The sequence below is a fragment of the Synechococcus sp. L2F genome (assembly GCF_024345695.1).
In the GTDB taxonomy this organism is placed as follows: Bacteria; Cyanobacteriota; Cyanobacteriia; order PCC-6307; family Cyanobiaceae; genus MW101C3.
The window spans coordinates 724,249-741,703 of sequence record NZ_JAGQBP010000002.1; the positions used below are offsets into that span (position 1 = coordinate 724,249).

The window sequence follows — 17,455 nt, forward strand, 5'->3', positions numbered from 1 at the left end:
CTCAGGGGGATTCGGCCCCTTCGATGGCGCAGCTGATCGTGATCGGAAAGGGCTTCACCTTCCAGATGCGTTCGGCGTACTCCCGGATCGAGCGGTCGGAGGAGAAGAAGCCGGTGCGTGCGGTGTTGAGCAGCGACATGCGGTTCCAGTGCTCCCGATCGGCCCAGGCGGCGCTGACCGCATCCTGGGCGCGCAGGTAATCGGTGAAATCAGCGAGCACATAGAAGGGATCGCGGCCGGTGAGGTTCTCCAGCAGCGGCTTGAACAGTTCGGTGTCGCCGTTGCTGAAATGGCCCTGCTCGATCAGCCGCAGCGCTTCGGCCAGCTCCGGCATGCCGTTGATCCATTCCCACGGCCGGTAGCCCTCGCGGCGCAGGGCCTCGATGCCGTCGGTGGTGCGGCCGAACAGGAAGAAGTTCTCCTCGCCCACCTGTTCACGGATCTCCACGTTGGCGCCATCGAGGGTGCCGATCGTGAGGGCGCCGTTCATGGCGAATTTCATGTTGCCGGTGCCGGAGGCTTCCAGGCCAGCGGTGGAGATCTGCTCGGAAAGATCGGAGGCGGGGTACACCCGCTCGCCCAGCTTCACGTTGTAATCGGCCAGGAAGATCACCCGCAGTCTCCCGTCCATGTCGGGGTCGGCATTGACCGTATCGGCGATGCCATTGAGGAAGCGGATGATCAGCTTGGCCATGTAATAGCCAGGGGCCGCCTTGCCGCCGAAGATCACCGTGCGCGGCGCCTGACCATCGGCCAGTCCGTGCTTGATGCGCAGGTACTGCACGATCACCTGCAGTGCATTGAGGTGCTGGCGTTTGTATTCGTGGATCCGCTTCACCTGCACATCGAACATCGTGGCGGGATCCACCAGCAGGCCCGTGGTCTGGTGCACGTAAGTGGTGAGCCGCCGCTTGACGGCCAGTTTCATCTGGCCCCAGCGCTCGAGGAAGGCGCTGTCGTGCTGGAAGCGTTCCAGTTCCCGCAGGAGATCGAGATCGCGCACCCAGTCGGCGCTGATCGTTTCATCCAGCAGGCTGCGCAGCAGCGGGTTTGAGAGGGCGATCCAGCGGCGGGGCGTCACGCCGTTGGTGACGTTGAGGAACTTCTCCGGCCAGATGGCGGCGTAATCGGGGAAGAGCTCGGTGCGCACCAGCTCGCTGTGCAGCGCCGCCACCCCGTTGACGTGATGGGAGCCCACGGTGGCCAGATTGGCCATGCGCACGGCCTTTTCGCCGTCCTCGGCAATGATCGACACCCGCCTCAGGATCTGATCGTTGCCGGGGTACTTCATGCGCACCGTCTGCAGGAAGCGCCGGTTGATCTCGAAGATCAGCTCCAGATGGCGCGGCAGCAGGCTGCTGAACAGATTGAGGCCCCACTTCTCCAGCGCCTCCGGCAGCAGGGTGTGGTTGGTGTAAGACAGCGAGCGGGTGGTGATGTCCCAGGCCTGATCCCACTCCAGGTGCTTCTCATCGATCAGCAGCCGCATCAGTTCGGCCACGGCGATCGACGGGTGGGTGTCATTGAGCTGCACGGCCCAGTGATCGGGAAACTCGCTGATTGGCAGCTGGCGGGCATCGAGGCTGCGCACCATGTCCTGCAGGGAGCAGCTCACGAAGAAGTGCTGCTGCTTGAGCCGTAGCCGGCGCCCCTCATCGGTGCCGTCGTTGGGGTAAAGCACCTTGGTGAGGTTCTCCGAGCCCACCTTCTCTTCCACGGCGCCGTAGTAATCGCCAATGTTGAAGGCGTAGAAGTCGAAGCTTTCCGAGGCTTCCGCCTTCCACAGCCGCAGCCGGTCGCAGGTGTTCACCTGGTAGCCCAGCACCGGCACGTCGTGGGGGATGCCGATCGCCTGCTGCGCCGGCACCCAGCGCACCCGCAGGCAGTTCTGCGCGTCGCGGTAGGTCTCGGTGTGACCGCCGAAGCCCACGGTGCAGGCCTGATCCGGCCGCGGCAGCTCCCAGGGCCAGCCGGTCTTGAGCCACTTGTCGGTGATCTCCACCTGCCAGCCGTCGCGGACCAGCTGATCGAAGATGCCGAACTCGTAGCGGATGCCGTAGCCGGTGGCCGGAATCTCCAGGCTGGCCAGGGATTCCAGGTAGCAGGCCGCCAGGCGGCCGAGGCCGCCATTGCCCAGCCCCGGCTCCTCCTCCACCTCCAGCACCTCCTCCAGGCTCTCGATGCCGAAGCGACGCATCGCCTCGGCCGCCTCGTCCTGGATGCCGAGCATCACCAGGTTGTTGCCGAGCTGGGGGCCGATCAGGAACTCGGCCGAAAGGTAGGCCACCACCCGCCGTGGCGAGGCCGAGATCGCCTCCACCCCTGCCAGGTAACGCGTCATCAGCCGGTCCCGCACCGCGTAGCTGAGCGCCAGGTAGGCGTCGTGGCGGGTGGCGACCGGTGCCAGCTTGCCGAGTGTGTAGAAGAGGTGACCGGTGACGCTGTCGAACAGATCGTCCGCCGTGAGACCGCTGCGCTGGGGATCTGCATAGCAGCCGGGGGTGGGCAGCTGCAGCTGGCGGGCCTGGGTTTCGGTCATCGAGTGGGGCGGGTAAGGGGCGCGGGAGAGGAGAGAAGGCGCTGGTTCAGGCGCCGGGCGCTACTGACGGGGCCGGAAGGCTCCAGCGCCAGTTGGTCACCTCGGGGGTGTCCATGCCGTGGATGTGGGCGTAGGCGCGGTGCCGCAGGATTTCCTCCTTCATCCTCTCCTTGACGTGGGCGGCCCGTGATCCCAGCGAGGGCACCCGGTCGATCACGTCGATCACCAGATTGAAGCGGTCGATCTGGTTGTTCATCGCCAGTTCCAGCGGCGTGTTGATGTTGCCCTTCTCCTTGTAGCCCCGCACGTGCATGTTGCCGTGGTTGCTGCGGTGATAGGTGAGCCGGTGAATCAGCCAGGGATAGCCGTGGAAGTTGAACAGCACGGGCTTGTCCGTTGTGAACAGGCTGTCGAAGTCGCGGTCGGAGAGCCCGTGCGGGTGCTCGCTGGGCTTGGTGAGGGCGAACAGCTTCACCACGTTGATCACGCGGATCTTGAGAGTGGGAATCTGATGGCGCAGGATCTCCACCGCCGCCAGCGTTTCCTTGCTGGGGATGTCACCGGCGCAGGCCATCACCACATCAGGTTCATCCGGTGCGGTGCCGTCATCGTCGTTGCTGGCCCAGGAGACGATGCCGATCCCCTTGGCCACATGGCGCCGCGCCTGCTCCAGGGTGAAGTACTGCAGGTGCTTCTGTTTGTCGGAGACGATCACGTTGCAGACGTTGGGCTCCAGGAACGCCTCCTCCGCCACCGCCAGCAGGCAGTTGGCATCGGCCGGCAGATACACCCGCACCACCTCACCGCTCTTGTTGCCGGCCAGGTCGATGAAGCCGGGATCCTGGTGGGTGAAGCCGTTGTGATCCTGGCGCCACACGGTGGAGGAGATCAGGCAGTTCCAGGGGGCGATCGGCGCCCGCCAGGGGGCGTGGTGAATGCACGATTCCAGCCACTTGGCGTGCTGGTTGAACATCGAGGCGATCACATGGGCGAAGGCCTCGTAGGTGTGGAACAGGCCATTTCGGCCGGTGAGCAGGTAGCCCTCCATCATTCCCACCAGGGTGTGCTCCGAGAGCATCTCCACCACCCGGCCGTTGCGGGCCAGTTCGCTGCCGCCGCTGTCTTCCGGAAGGATGTCCTCCATCCACACCTTCTTGCTCACCTCGTAGATCGCCTGCAGTCGGTTGGAGGCGGTCTCGTCGGGGCCGAACACGCGCATGCTGTCCGGGTTGCGGGCGATGGTGTCGCGCAGCAGCTCGCCCAGCGGCGCCGTGTTCTCATGCTCCCGCTGACCGGGGTGATCCACCGGCACCTCGTAGGCCTCCATCGGCGGCAGGCGCAGCTTGCGGCGCAGCAGACCGCCATTGGCATGGGGGCTGGAGCCCATGCGCCGCTGGCCCGTGGGAGAGAGGGCCCTGAGTTCGGCCATCAAGGTGCCGCTTTCATCGAACAGCTCCTCAGGCCGATAGCTGCGCAGCCAGCTCTCCAGCATCTGCAGCTGCTCGGGGTCCTTGTTGGGGGCCGGCAGGGGCACCTGGTGCGACCGCCAGAAGCCCTCCAGCTTCTTGCCGTTCAGCTCGGTGGGGCCGGTCCAGCCCTTGGGTGAGCGCAGCACGATCATCGGCCAGGCGGGCCGGAACGCTTCGCCGCTCTGGCGCGCCTGGGCGCGGGCGCTCAGGATCCGGTCCACCGCCTCATCCATGGCGGCGGCCATCGCCTGGTGCATGGCCGCCGGCTCATGCCCTTCCACGAACAAGGGCGTCCAGCCGTAGCCGCGCATCAGGCTTTCCAGCTCGTCGCGGCTGATGCGGGCCAGCAGCGTGGGGTTGGCGATCTTGTAGCCGTTGAGGTGCAGCACCGGCAGCACGGCGCCATCGCTGACCGGGTTGAGGAACTTGTTGATGTGCCAGGAGGTGGCCAGCGGGCCGGTTTCGGCCTCGCCATCCCCCACGCAGGCCAGGGCGATCAGCTCGGGGTTGTCGAAGACGGCGCCGCAGGCGTGCGAGAGCACGTAGCCGAGCTCGCCGCCCTCATGGATCGAGCCGGGGGTTTCCGGGGTGCAGTGGCTGCCGATGTGGCCGGGAAAGGAGAACTGCTTGAAGAAGCTGCGCAGCCCTTGGGCGTCCTGGGACTTGTCGGGATAGATCTCGCTGTAGCTGCCGTCGAGGTAGGTGGGGCCCAGCACGCCGGGGGCGCCATGGCCTGGCCCCGACAGGTAGATCATCTCCAGATCGTGGGCGCGGATCAGGCGGTTGGCGTGGGCCCAGATGAACGCCTGGCCCGGGCTGGAGCCCCAGTGCCCCAGCAGCCGGTTCTTGATGTGCTCGTGCTTGAGCGGCTCGCGCAGCAGCGGGTTGGCCTGCAGGTAGATCATTCCCACCGCCAGGTAGTTGGCGGCGCGCCACCAGGCATCCAGCCGCTGCAGTTCGACGGCGTCAAGCGGGGCCTGTGTCCCTGTCTCCTGGGTCTGGCCAGCGCTGCTGGCCGAGGTGATCGTCATGGGAGCGGGTGGCGAAGGGCGTAGAGCGGGCTCGGGGAGCACCCGGAACCGTAGGCACGGTGCGGAGCCAGGACGGTCGGCTGCAGCACGCGGGCCGTCCCTGCTCACGGACAGGCTGTTCAAGCACCGCCGTGGCCGCAAGGCCGCTCGCCCCTGGATGGGCGTTCCCTCACCCCCGCGCAGCCGCCGGGGCCGCCGCTGCGCTCGCCCTTCGCGGTTTCGCCCAGGCGCACTCCCACCGCCCCCTTGCGGGGCCGAACGCTGCAATCCGTCGGCTCGGTTTTCAGTCAGCTCAGCAGGATTCCCATTAAGGTCCAACGCACTTTGCTGCTCCCCGCTGGGGAACGACCTCCACACCAATGATCTCGTCTGTTCCTCAGTTGTTGCTCCAGATGGGCTCCCATGAGATGGAGGTGGCTTCCACCTTGATCTCGGTGGGGCGGATCCTGCTGATCTTCGTGGCGGCCCGTGCGCTCGCCGAAGTGATGGTGCGCTTGCAGCTCCCCACGATCCTCGGCGAGCTGCTGGCCGGTGTGCTGATCGGCTTCTCCGGCCTCCATTTCATCCTTCCCCCCGAAACCGGAGCGCAGCTGAACGGCACGCTGCTGAATCTGGTCAGCTCACTGTCGGATGTCACTCCCGACGTGGTGCAGTCGATCTACAACTCCACGTTCCCGAACCTGGAATCGCTCGCCACGCTCGGCCTGTTCGCGCTGTTGTTCCTCACCGGCCTCGAGAGTGAACTCGATGAGCTGGTGGCGGTGGGCCTGCAGGCCAGCACCGTGGCCGTGACCGGCGTGGTGGTGCCCTTCGCGCTCGGCACGCTCGGACTCCTCTATTTCTTCCATCTGCCATTGATCCCGGCGGTGTTTGCGGGTGCGGCGATGACCGCCACCAGCATCGGCATCACCGCGAGTGTGTTCGGCGAACTCAAATATCTGCGCACCAAGGAAGGTCAGATCGTGATCGGCGCCGCCGTGCTCGACGACATCCTCGGCATCGTGATCCTGGCGGTGGTGGTGGCCCTGGCCGGTGGCGGCGCTCTCGAGATCGGCCCGATCATCAAGCTGCTGGTGGCCGCGGCGGTGTTCGTGGCGGCATCCCTGTTCCTCAGCCGCACGGCTGCCCCGCTGTTCGACTGGGTGCTGGACCAGCTCAAGGCCCCCGGTGAAGTGGTGGTGGCCTCCTTCGTGGTGCTCTGCCTCTGCTGCTTCGCGGCCCAGGCCATCGGCCTCGAAGCGGCCCTCGGTGCCTTCGCCGCCGGCCTGATCCTGAGCAGCTCCAAGCACACCCATCTGATCCAGGACACGGTGAAGCCGCTGGTGGCCCTGTTCGCCACCATCTTCTTCGTGCTGATCGGCACGAGCATGGACCTGTCGGTGCTCAACCCGATGGACCCCAGCAACCGCGAAGGCCTGGTGGTGGCCGCCTTCCTGCTCACTGTGGCGATCCTCGGCAAGCTGGTGTCCGGCTGGAGCTACCTCAGCAAGGAGAAAACCAACCGGCTGGTGGTGGGTCTGGGGATGATGCCCCGCGGCGAAGTGGGCCTGATCTTCCTCGGCCTCGGCACCCAGGCCAAGCTGCTCAACCCTGCGCTGGAGGCCGCCATCCTGATCATGGTGATCGGCACCACTTTCCTGGCGCCGCTGCTGCTGCGCCTGGTGCTCGGAGGCAAGGAAGCACCGGCCGAACAGCCGGCCTGACTCACTCGGAATCGCGGCGGCTGGCCAGCCCCCAGAAGGCTCCGGCCAGCACCGCCATCAGCCCGAGGCTGGCCGCCCAGCTCGGGCTGAGCGCCCAGCTCAGACCCAGCTGGGTGATTCCCCCCACAACCAGGGCCAGCAGCAGGCTGCTCACCACCAGGGCCAGCTGGCGCAGGCCTTCGTTCAGCGGCCCGTCGGCCAGTGCTTCCTCGAAGCGCGCCAGCGGCACCGTCAGCGGCAGGTAGAGCGCCAGCGCCCACAGCGCCCCCCCCGACAGCAGGCTGGTCCAGTCGCGCACGGAGCGGGCCGCTCAAACTGCTCCCTAGCATCGGCCACCGCGGCAGGCTTCCGGTGATCCCTTCAAGCGCAGCACCCAGCGCAGAGCCCGACACCGCCGTGGTGCCGGCTACCCCTTCCCCCGCCATTCCCTGCGCGCAGCCCTGGACCTACCTGGGCCATGCCGTGCACGCGGTGCGGGCCGCCCCCGCAGAGCCGGTGGGGCCGGCCTTCCTGCTGGTGCACGGCTTCGGTGCTTCCACCGATCACTGGCGCTACAACATTCCGGCCCTGGCGGCACGGCACGAGGTGCATGCCATCGACCTGCTCGGCTTCGGCCGCAGTGCCAAGCCCGGCGAGCTGCGTTACGGCGGGGCCCTCTGGCGCGACCAGCTGGCCGCCTACGTGCACGAACGCATCGGCCGCCCCACCGTGCTGGTGGGCAATTCCCTCGGCGGTTTCGCCGTGCTGGCCGCCGGCGTGGCGCTGGGCCCCGACGCCGCCGGTGTGGTGCTGATCAATGCGGCCGGCCCCTTCAGCGACGAGCAGGCGCCTCCCCAGGGCTGGGGGGCGATCGCGCGGCGCACGATCGGGGGAGCGCTGCTGCGCAGCCCGGTGCTGCAGCGGCTGCTGTTCGAAAACCTGCGCCGCCGCTCCACGATCCGCCGCACCCTCCATCAGGTGTACATCGATCGCACCAACGTCGATGAGGCGCTGGTGGAATCGATCCTGCGCCCCTCACGCGACCCGGGCGCTTTCGGGGTGTTCCGCACCGTGTTCGACATCCCGAGCGGTCAGCCGCTCGATGAGCTGTTCGCCGCCCTCACCGCCCCGCTCCTCCTGCTCTGGGGCATCCGCGACCCCTGGATCAATGCCGTGGGCCGCCGCGCCGCCTTCCAGCGCCACGCCCCCGCCGGCACCGCCGAGGTGGTGCTCGACGCCGGCCACTGCCCCCACGATGAGGTGCCCGATCAGGTGAACGCCGCCCTGCTGGAGTGGGTGGCCGGCCTGCCGAGCGCCTGAGCCATGCCCCTCCTGCAACGAACCCTTCCCTATCCCCACTGGGAGTACAGCGCTCCGGGCAACTCCGACGCTCCGGGCAGCCCCGACCTGCTGCGCCTGGTGCCTGAGCGGGGCGGCCTGCTCACCGGCTGGCGTTGCAATGGCCGCGAGCTGCTGTATCTCGATGCGGAGCGTTTTGCCGATCCCGCCCTCTCGGTGCGGGGGGGAATGCCGGTGCTGTTCCCGATCTGCGGCAACCTGCCGGGCGATCAGTTGCCGTTGCCGGAGGGCAGCTTCACCCTGCGTCAGCACGGCTTCGCCCGGGATCTGCCCTGGCAGCTGCGCGCCCTGCCCCAGGAGGCGGGGGTGGAACTCGAGCTGCGCGACAGCCCTGCCACCCTGGCGGCCTTTCCGTTCCCTTTCTGCCTGCGGCTGCAGCTGCGCCTTGAGCCTGCTGCCCTGGCGATCACGGCGGTGCTGGAGAACAGCGGCCGCCGGCCGCTGCCCTTCAGCTTCGGCCTGCACCCCTATTTCAATGTGTCGGCGCTGCCGGCGCCAGACGGCGGCAACGCGGCGGTGCACCTGGAAGGGCTGCCGGAGCGCTGCTTCAACCATCAGGTGATGGCGGAGGCGGACACCGCCGCCACACTCGCGCCGCTGGCCGCTGGGGTGGACCTGCTGGCGCGGCCCGAGGGGCCGGTGCGGCTGGTGGATCCGGCTGCCGGGCTGGTGCTGGAGCTGCAACCCTTCGCCCCCTTTGACCTGGCCGTGGTGTGGACCGATCCGCCCCGGCCGATGGTGTGCCTGGAGCCCTGGACCGGCCCACGCGGCGCCCTGGTGAGCGGCGACCGGCGGCTGGAGGTGGCAGTCGGCGCGAGCTGCACGCTGCAGAGTCGCTACGTGCTCAGGCCGCTCTGACGCCCGGCAGGCGCCCGCGGGCCAGTTGCTGCCTGGGGTCGAACTGGCGCTTGACCGCCTGGATCATCGCCACGGCAGGGGCGTCCTCCCAGGCGGGCACCGTGCTGCCGCTGGGTTGCTGCAGCACCGTGAGCTGGCCGCCCAGCTCCTGGCAGCGGCGCCGCAGCGCTTCCACCCGGTAGGCCGGCAAGGCCGCCGCCGCCGACCACGCATAGCCGAGGCCGCTGCCGGCCCCCAGGGCCAGCGGCAGGCCGGCGACGGAGCGATCCGCCAGCAGCGCCGCGGTGTGGCTGGGCAGCACGCCCGGCCGCAGCAGCCAGAGCGGCTCGTCTGCGCCGGATACCGGTTGCGGCTGCTGGCCGCCGAGCCCCAGCACGCGCAGGGCCTCCAGCCGTTCGGGATCGAGCGGCAGCCCCTTGAGCGCGTGGCTGTCGGCCTGGGCGCGCAGGGTGACGAGCTGGTCGTCCAGGGCCTCGCTGCTCACACTGGCCAGGGCCAGCAGCAGGGCAGGCTGGGCTTCGGCTCCGGCCTGCTCCGCCAGGGCACTGCTCCACCAGTCGATCAGTTCGGGGGTGAGGCTGGAGCGCAGCAGCCACTGGCGCAGGCGCTCCAGCCCCTCCAGCGGACCCTGCACCAGCAGCCCGCGCCGTTGCGGCGGCAGCGGGAAGGTGCGCAGGGTGAGTTCGGTGATCAGGCCGAGCGCGCCCCAGCTGCCCGTGAACAGGCGCATCAGGTCGTAGCCGGCCACGTTCTTCACCACCCGGCCGCCGGCGTGGGCGGCCACACCATCGGCGCGCAGCAGGCCGATGCCGATCACCTGATCGCGCACACCCAGGTAGCGCTGGCGCAGGCCGCCGCCGAGCCCCCGTGCCACAAGCCCGCCCACGCTGCCGGCCCCTTCGCCGTTGGCGCCTGTGCCCCAGGGCCAGTCGACGGCGAGCCACTGGTTGCGCGCGCGCAGGGCCTCCTGCAGCTCACGCAGCGGCAGCCCTGCTTCCACGGTCACGGTGAAATCCCCGCTGGCGTGGTCGAGCAGGCGGTTCAGGCGCGCCACGCTCAGCACCGTGTCGGTGTGCCGCACCGGCGGGCCCCAGCCCAGGCGGCTGCCCGTGCCGGCAGGCAGCCACGGCGTGCCGGCGGCATGCAGCTGCCGCACGAGGTCGGGCAGCTCGTGGGACGCGGGAGTGATCACGGCACGATGGTGCCATGGCCGCCCCGCCCCCCCCACCCGCGCCCCCGTTCCAGGTGGTCGTTTTCGACGACGATCCCACCGGTTCGCAGACGGTGCATGGCTGCCTGCTGCTGCTCCGCTGGGATCCGGACACCCTGCTGAGCGCCCTGCGCGACCCGTCGCCGCTGCTGTTCCTGCTCACCGACACCCGTGCCCTGGAGCCGGAGCCGGCGGCCGATCGGGTGCGCCAGATCTGCCGGGCGCTGCGGCCGGCGCTGGCGGCGGCCGGCATCGATCGCTGGCTGGTGGTGAGCCGTGGCGACTCCACCCTGCGGGGGCACACGCCGCTGGAGGCGGAGCTGATCGCCGCGGAGCTGGGCCCCTTCGACGCCACCCTGCTGGTGCCCGCCTTCCTGGAAGGGGGGCGCACCACGGTGGGGGGCTGCCATCTGCTGCACGGCGAGCCGGTGCATCGCACGCCCTTTGCCCGTGATCGCCGCTTCGGCTACGGCACCAGCGTGCTGCGTGACTGGCTGGCCGAGAAGAGCGGCGGGCGGCTGCTGGCCGCGGCGGTGCAGCAGATCGGCCTGGACGAACTGGTGCCGGCCGGCCGTGAGGTGTTGATCCAGCGGTTGCGCGGGCTGTCGGGTAACCCCTGGATGGTGGTGGATGCGGAGCGTCCGCAGCAGCTGCAGGTGCTGGGAGAGGCGGTGCGCGCCGTGGTGCAGCCCCCGGCGGGCCAACGGCCGCTGCGGCTGCTGTTCCAGTCGGCCGCCAGCCTGCTGAACGCCCTGGTGGACTTGCCGCCGCAGCCCCTGAACCCGGCGGCCCTGGCCGGCCTGCGCCGGCGCGCGGCCTCGGGCCCCCTGCCGGGGCTGGTGCTGGTGGGATCGCACGTGCCGCTGGCCGATGCCCAGTTGGAGCGGTTGCTGGCGGCGCCGGGTTGCGTAGGCGTGGAGATCCCGGTGGCCCGTGTGGCGCGGGTGCTGGAAGGCCCCCTGCCCGACCATTTGCTGCCCTCACTGGAAGCGGCCTGGCTGGCACAGCTGCGCGCCGTGCTGGCCAGCGGCCGCACCCCGGTGCTGTTCACCAGCCGGGGGGAGCTGGTCTGCCGCCATGCCGAGGAGCGGCGGCGGCTGGGCCTGGCCCTGGCGGCGGCGATGGCCCGGCTGGGGGGCGCGCTGGCGCCGCAGCTGGGGTACCTGATCAGCAAGGGGGGCATCACCAGCCAGACCCTGCTGGCCGAAGGGCTGGGCCTCAGCCAGGTGCGGCTGGAGGGTCAGCTGCTGCCTGGGCTGTCGATGCTGCGCACGGGCGCGGAGCACGAAACCGCGCCGCTGCTGCCGGTGCTCACCTTTCCCGGCAATCTGGGCCAGGCGGACACGCTGCTGCAGGCCTGGGAGCAGATGGAGCAGTGATCGCCTGCATCACCAGCTGCCGCCTGCCGCGCATCGGCGGCCACCTCCGCTGACGCCAGGTTCAGCAGGGCGTTGGCGACGGCCAGCAGACGGGCAGCAGGGGGCACTGGCTTGGGGAGCGGGCTCCCTGGCCATGTTGTGCCAGGAACCAGGAACCAGGAAGCCTGAAGGTTGCTGTTTGGAACCCGGGTGTGGTGTTTGGCGCTGAGGTGAGGCTGAGTTCAGACCGATGGCGCGGGCAGCCGGTAGAAGGAGGCCGCATTGCTCCACAGGACCTTCTGTGCTGCCGGCTCGCCCAGGGTGTCGATCAGCAGGGTGAGGTCGCTGGGGTGGAACGGCCGCGGCGCCCGCGTGGACGGCAGGTCGGTGCCGAACATCAGGGCCTGGGGATTGGCGGCGTGCAGGGCGCCCAGGGCCTCGGCCACCGGCAGCTCCACCCGGGAGAAGCCGCTGGCTTTCACGCGCACGCCCTGCTCGGCGAGCTGCAGCAGCGTGGCAAAGCCGTCGCGCGAGAGGCCGAGGTGATCGATGCTCACCGCCGGCAGCCGCCGCAGCAACGGCTGCAGGGCCGCCAGCTCACGCGACTCCACATACAGCTCCACAGGCCAGCCCACCAGCGCATGCAGGCGCAGCGCCAGCGCCTCCAGGTGCTGCACGCGTTCTGAGCCCCCACGCCGCAGGTTGAAGCGCACGGCCCGCACGCCCCTGGCGTTGAGCGCGAGGATCTCCGCATCGGTGGCCTGGGCCGACAGCTGGATCACACCCACGAAGCCAGGGCCCAGTTGCTGCAGGGCACTGAGCAGATGGCGTTGACCGAAACCCTGGAAGGAGCCTGATACCACCGCCCCTGCCGTGATTCCCAGGACCTCGGTGCTGCGGCGGTAGTCGGCGACGGTGAAGGGCTCGGGCAGAAAGCCGTGGTTCGGCAGCAGCGGAAAGGCTGGATCGATGATGTGGAAGTGAGCATCGAAGCGGTGGTGCATCACGCTCCGCGTCGTGTTGGTGCCTGGCGCTCCGCTGCGCCGTTCCCTGCTTCTGGCCGCTCAAGCCGGCCGGTCGGATCCGCCATCCAGGCTCATGGCCAGCAGCTGCACCGGATGCAGCACCGCCAGCGGCCGCGGCGCGCTCTCCATATGCTGCCGGATCTGCAGCGTGCAGCCGATGTTGGCGCTCACCGCCAGGTCGGCGCCGGTGCTGCTCAGGTCGGTGGCTTTGAGGCGGCCCAGCTCGGCGGCTTCCACGGGTTGCACCAGGTTGTAGATACCGGCGCTGCCGCAGCACACCCCCGCTTCTGTGGCCTCCAGCAGCCGCAGGTGAGGGATCTGGCGCAGCAGCGCCCGGGGCTGTTCGCGCAGCCCCTGGCCGTGCAGCATGTGGCAGGCATCGTGATAAGCGAGCCGCAGCGGACGCTCGGCGCTGGCGCGGCTGCCGTCGCTGTGGCGCAGCGGCTGCAACCGCTGGCGCACCGCTTCGCTCAACCCCACCCGCTGCAGGAATTCCTGGATGTCCGCCACACGGCCGCCGAAGGCGCTGCCGCGCGCGGCCCAGGCCGGATCACCGGCCAGCAGGCGGCCGTAGGCCTTGAGCGTGTGGCCACAGCCGGAGGCCGCCACCAGCACCGCATCGAGCGGTTCGGCGCCCGCCGGCTTGCCCGGGCCGATCACGGCGTCGAAGGCGTCGATCAAGGCTGCGGCCAGGGCATGGGTCTGGGCCTCTTCCCCCTGGTGGTGGGTGACGGCGCCGCAGCAGCCCTGGGCCGGCGGGATCACCACCTCGATGCCGTTGGCGCTCAGCACCTGCACCGCCGCCCGGTTCACGGCCGGCTCGAACAACCGCTGCACGCAGCCCAGCACGAGGCCCACGCGGTAGCGCCGCTCGCCCTGGGCCGGGGTCACCAGCGGCAGCGGATCGGTGAACGACTCCTCGGCCAGCGGCGGCAGCAGCCGCTCCATCGCCGCCAGCCCGGGCCCGAACAGGCGGGTGAGGCCGCTGCGCCGGGCCAGCCGTTGCAGTGGTGTGCCGGCATAGAGCCGCAGCGGCTGCAGTACGGCCCGCAGCCGCTGGGGATAGGGCAGCAACTGGAACAGCAGCCTGCGGAAGGCCCACTGGCCGCCGCTGCGCAGCTCCGGGGCGTTGAGTTTCGGGCGGGTGGCCTCGATCAGTTCGTCGTAGCGGACACCGGCCGGGCAGGCGCTCACGCAGGCGAGGCAGCCCAGGCAGGAATCGAAGTGGCTCGCCACGGTGGCATCCAGCGCCAGCTCACCGGCATTGATCGCCTTGAGCATGTGGATACGCCCCCGCGGTGAATCCATCTCCGTGCCCAGCACCCGGTAGCTGGCGCAGGTGGGCAGGCAGAAACCGCAGTGGATGCAGGGATCGGTGACTGGAGAAGGCATGGCACTCAGTCTGCCCGGCTCAGGGCTTCCAGGACCGGCTGCTTCAGCCGCCGAACCGCCGCGGCGGTGAGATGGTCGTCGTCGGCCAGCTGCCACTTCAGATCGTCGAGGGAGCAGCCCTTCGGGCAGATCCACGGCATCGGATCGATGAAGCGCACGCGGTCAGGGAGATTGCGGCTCAGTTGAACGTTGATCGTCCTGGTGGAGGTGGCATCCTCTCGCAGGGTGTTCAGGCAGGGCTCGCTCCATCGAGCGGGGCGGAACCACTCCGGCAGACAGAGCTCCCGTCCGATCAGCCTCGGACCGGCCCCGATCAGGGCGACCTGCAGCCCATTGGCGCCAGCCCTGTCTGAAAAGGCATCCAGCGCCTTCATGTAAAGCGCCGTCTTCGCTTCGGTGCCCCGCACCGGCTGTCCGGTTCGATCCAGGAAATGGTCACGGGTGGCCCGCAGGCCGCTGCCCAGGTGACTGAGCTGATAGCCCGCGATCAGAACGCCATCTCCGGGTCGGCTGGTGGCGAGGATCCGGGAAGCAATCTCATCCTGGAAGCGCTCACAGCCAGGATCCAGATGGCCGAATGCGGTGGCCGGGAACGGGCAGCCGGCTTTGGTGAGCAGTGTGATTCCGGCGCCCTCCCGGTGGAGCTCGGCGGCCAGGGGAATCAAGGCAGTGGCATGGCTGTCACCGACCACGAAGATGGTCCGACCTTGGGCTGCGCCCTGGGGCGCGGACTCGACCGAGCAGGTCCTGGCCTTGGCATCGATCTGAGGGCGATCGAGCACATCGTTTCGATCGATCAGACAGGCCGTTGAGGTGATGGTCGTGCCGGCAATGCGCTGGTTCCGCCGTTCCTCGGACAACGTGGCCGGCCGCTGGCCGAGATAAAGATGGGGTCCGAGCCCTCCGCCGATCAGCAACAGCAGCATGGTTGCGGCGGCGGCGTTGATTCCGACTCCGATCAGGATGGTCTGTTGGTTGGTGGGGGCCCACGGCTTCGAACCGAAGGGGGTTTCAAGCGTCCGGTAGGACAGTTCTGCCAGCCCCAGGATCAGCAGCAACTGAAACGGCACACTCCAGGCGTGGATGCCGATCGTCCAGCGGCTGAGCACGATGACGCTCCAGTGCCACAGGTAGAGCGAGTACGAAATCTGGCCGATGCGGAGCACCGGGGGGCACGTGAGGAGCCGGCCGAGCAAGGAACTTCCCCGCAGGGTTCGGATCAGCGCGCAGGTTGCCGCCACGCTGACCAGCATCGGGATCGAACTGGAACCCTGGGGCGCCAGGGTCACGCCGACCAGAGCCAGGAAGGCCCCCCAAGCCAGCCCGTCGCGAAGGGGGGCCTGTCCGGGTTCCCCCTGCGGATCCTCCCCGTTCGCAGTCAGCAGACAACCGACCGCCAACTCCCAGACCCTCGGCCCCGTGAGGAAGTAGGCGGCGGATGAATCGACCTGCCGCATCTGCAGAAACAGGATCAGCGACAGCACGGCCACCAGGGCCATCCCCAGGCGAAACCGCCTTCGCCCCGCTCCCCCGGCTCTGCCCAGTCCGAGCTGCCAGGCAGCCAGCGGAAACACCAGATAAAACTGATAATCCACACCCAGGAACCAGGTCTGGGTGAAGCTGTTGAGCTGGGCGCTGGTGCCGAAGTAATCGGTGGCCTGCTGGTGCAGGAACACGTTCGAGGCCCCCGCCAGCGCAAGAAGCCCTGTCCACAGGGAGGCCGCCGGATCAGGAACCACCAGGCAGGTCAGCAAGGCGGTGACGACGACACAAGCGCTCAGAGCCGGGACCAGTCGCTGGATGCGTCGGCGGTAGAACCCGGCCAGGAAGGCTCCGCGGCTGTCGGCCGTTGGCCTGTGCTCCAGCGATCGGGTGATCACGTAGCCGGAGATCACAAAAAAAACGTCAACCCCGACATAGCCGCTCGGCAGCAGGGACTTGTTCAGGTGGTTGACGATGACGGCAACGATGGCGACGGCTCTGAGGCCGTCGATCTCGGCTCTGCGAGCGATCTGATGGGGGGGCGCACGCATCCCCCCGATTGTCCTCGGCCGCACCCCTGCCCGGAATCTCCGGGCTTCAGCCGCCGAAGTGGCGCACCACCGCCTCGGCGAAGCCGGAGCAGCTCACCGGATCCACCCGCGGTTCCATCAGCCGGGCCAGGTCGTAGGTGACCTCCCCATTGGCGATCGCGGCGCTGATCCCCGCAGTGATCAGATCAGCCGCTTCCTGCCAGCCCATGTACTCGAGCATCATCACGCCGCTGAGGATCACCGAGCCCGGGTTGATCCGATCCAGCCCCGCATGCTTGGGCGCGGTGCCGTGGGTGGCTTCGAAGATGGCGGCGTTGTCGCCGATGTTCGCCCCCGGCGCCATGCCCAGGCCGCCCACCACCGCCGCCGCCGCATCGGAGATGTAATCGCCGTTGAGGTTGAGGGTGCAGAGCACCGAATACTCCTGGGGCCGGGTCTGGATCTGCTGGAAGATGCTGTCGGCGATGCGGTCGTCGACGAGCACCATGCTCTTCCACTTGCCGTAGCCGTGGCTCTCGCCGATGCTGTCAAGCACCCCTTTCACTTCCGCGTCCACCGCCGCTTTCTTCTCGGGGGTGAGGCTGTCGTAGCCGGGTTCGATCAGGCGGGCGTTGTCTTCGACGCTGAGGCCGTGGTTGCGCTCCAGGTTGCCCAGGATCCAGCTTTCCCGCTCGGTCACGCACTGGTCGCGGAATTCGCTGGTGGCCAGCTCGTAGCCCCAGTCACGGAAGGCCCCTTCCGTGAACTTCATGATGTTGCCCTTGTGCACCAGGGTGACGTGGCGTTTGGCGCCCTCCAGCCCCAGGGCGTGCTGGATCGCCTTGCGCACGTGGCGCTGGGTGCCCGCCTTGCTCACCGGCTTGATGCCGATGCCGGCCCCCTCCGGGATGCGGCGTTTGCCGAGCTTGCCGTTGGCCGGAATCACCGTGTCGTTGAGGTGGGCGATCAGCTCCACGCACACCGGATCGGTGGCTTCCCACTCGATCCCCATGTAGATGTCTTCGGTGTTCTCCCGGTACACCACCACATCGAGGTCCTGGGGCCGCTTGTGGGGGCTGGGGGTGCCTTCGTAGTAGCGGCAGGGGCGCACACAGCAGTAGAGGTCGAAGATCTGGCGCAGGGCCACGTTCAGCGAACGGATGCCACCGCCGATCGGCGTGGTGAGCGGGCCCTTGATCGCCACGCCGAACTGCTCGATCGCGGTGAGCGTGTCCTGTGGCAGGTATTGATAGGTGCCGTAGAGCTCGCAGGCCTCGTCGCCGGCGTACACCTTGAACCACTCGATGCGCCGCTCGCCGCCGTAGGCCTTGGCCACGGCCGCATCCAGCACCCGCTGGGTGGCGGGCCAGATGTCCACGCCGGTGCCGTCGCCGCGGATGAAGGGGATGATCGGGTCGGACGGCACCACCGGAAGGCCGTTCTCGAAGCGGATCGCCGTGCCGTTTTCGGGTGGGGTGAGCTTTTCGTAGGACGGAGCGGACAGGGTCACCATCGGCGGC

12 protein-coding genes are annotated in these 17,455 nt (G+C 68.8%); 4 read left to right on the forward strand and 8 right to left on the reverse strand.

The annotated features are described in order from the left end of the window. Position 1 precedes the first annotated feature (1 nt). Together KBZ19_RS08445 and KBZ19_RS08450 are read right to left on the reverse strand one after the other, a co-directional pair. Complete coding sequence (locus KBZ19_RS08445) at positions 2 to 2,539, reverse strand: glycogen/starch/alpha-glucan phosphorylase (protein WP_094513775.1); 2,538 nt, start codon at positions 2,537 to 2,539, stop codon at positions 2 to 4. 46 nt (positions 2,540 to 2,585) lie between these two features. Further along, positions 2,586 to 5,039, reverse strand: coding sequence for a phosphoketolase (locus tag KBZ19_RS08450; protein WP_255100582.1), 2,454 nt, complete (start codon positions 5,037 to 5,039; stop codon positions 2,586 to 2,588). A 392-nt stretch (positions 5,040 to 5,431) separates the two neighbouring features. Here KBZ19_RS08450 and KBZ19_RS08455 point away from each other — a divergent pair, with 392 nt between their 5' ends. Next, complete coding sequence (locus tag KBZ19_RS08455) at positions 5,432 to 6,742, forward strand: cation:proton antiporter (protein ID WP_255100583.1); 1,311 nt, start codon at positions 5,432 to 5,434, stop codon at positions 6,740 to 6,742. A gap of 1 nt (position 6,743) precedes the next feature. Here KBZ19_RS08455 and KBZ19_RS08460 read toward each other — a convergent pair whose 3' ends face one another. Next, the gene (locus KBZ19_RS08460; protein WP_255100584.1) at positions 6,744 to 7,040 is read right to left on the reverse strand and encodes a hypothetical protein; all 297 of its coding nucleotides are present in this window, start codon (positions 7,038 to 7,040) and stop codon (positions 6,744 to 6,746) included. A gap of 125 nt (positions 7,041 to 7,165) precedes the next feature. Here KBZ19_RS08460 and KBZ19_RS08465 point away from each other — a divergent pair, with 125 nt between their 5' ends. Both KBZ19_RS08465 and KBZ19_RS08470 read left to right on the forward strand, forming a co-directional pair. Next, the gene (locus KBZ19_RS08465; protein WP_255100717.1) at positions 7,166 to 8,041 is read left to right on the forward strand and encodes an alpha/beta fold hydrolase; all 876 of its coding nucleotides are present in this window, start codon (positions 7,166 to 7,168) and stop codon (positions 8,039 to 8,041) included. 3 nt (positions 8,042 to 8,044) lie between these two features. After that, a complete protein-coding gene (locus tag KBZ19_RS08470) occupies positions 8,045 to 8,938 on the forward strand; it encodes a galactose mutarotase (RefSeq protein WP_255100585.1) in 894 nt (297 codons plus the stop codon). Here the strand turns inward: KBZ19_RS08470 and KBZ19_RS08475 are convergent. Then, positions 8,925 to 10,130, reverse strand: a complete 1,206-nt coding sequence (locus KBZ19_RS08475) for an FAD-binding oxidoreductase (RefSeq protein WP_094513758.1) — start codon at positions 10,128 to 10,130, stop codon at positions 8,925 to 8,927. The two genes, KBZ19_RS08470 and KBZ19_RS08475, sit on opposite strands and share 14 nt — an antisense overlap. Positions 10,131 to 10,144: 14 nt before the next feature. On the opposite strand from KBZ19_RS08475, the gene KBZ19_RS08480 reads away from it, so the two are divergent. Then, positions 10,145 to 11,527: a four-carbon acid sugar kinase family protein gene (locus tag KBZ19_RS08480; protein WP_255100586.1), complete on the forward strand. Its 1,383-nt coding sequence runs from the start codon at positions 10,145 to 10,147 to the stop codon at positions 11,525 to 11,527. Between the two features lie 221 nt (positions 11,528 to 11,748). Here KBZ19_RS08480 and KBZ19_RS08485 read toward each other — a convergent pair whose 3' ends face one another. The 4 genes from KBZ19_RS08485 to KBZ19_RS08500 are packed head-to-tail and all read right to left on the reverse strand — an operon-like array spanning position 11,749 to position 17,448. Beyond that, positions 11,749 to 12,510: an amidohydrolase gene (locus KBZ19_RS08485; protein ID WP_255100718.1), complete on the reverse strand. Its 762-nt coding sequence runs from the start codon at positions 12,508 to 12,510 to the stop codon at positions 11,749 to 11,751. A gap of 60 nt (positions 12,511 to 12,570) precedes the next feature. Continuing rightward, positions 12,571 to 13,923 carry a (Fe-S)-binding protein gene (locus tag KBZ19_RS08490; protein ID WP_255100587.1) on the reverse strand — a complete coding sequence of 451 codons (1,353 nt, stop codon included), beginning with the start codon at positions 13,921 to 13,923 and terminating at the stop codon, positions 12,571 to 12,573. A 5-nt stretch (positions 13,924 to 13,928) separates the two neighbouring features. Continuing rightward, positions 13,929 to 15,956, reverse strand: a complete 2,028-nt coding sequence (locus tag KBZ19_RS08495) for an acyltransferase family protein (RefSeq protein ID WP_255100588.1) — start codon at positions 15,954 to 15,956, stop codon at positions 13,929 to 13,931. A gap of 46 nt (positions 15,957 to 16,002) precedes the next feature. Then, on the reverse strand, positions 16,003 to 17,448 hold the full coding sequence (locus tag KBZ19_RS08500; RefSeq protein ID WP_094513744.1) for an NADP-dependent isocitrate dehydrogenase: 1,446 nt from the start codon (positions 17,446 to 17,448) through the stop codon (positions 16,003 to 16,005). Positions 17,449 to 17,455 lie beyond the last annotated feature (7 nt).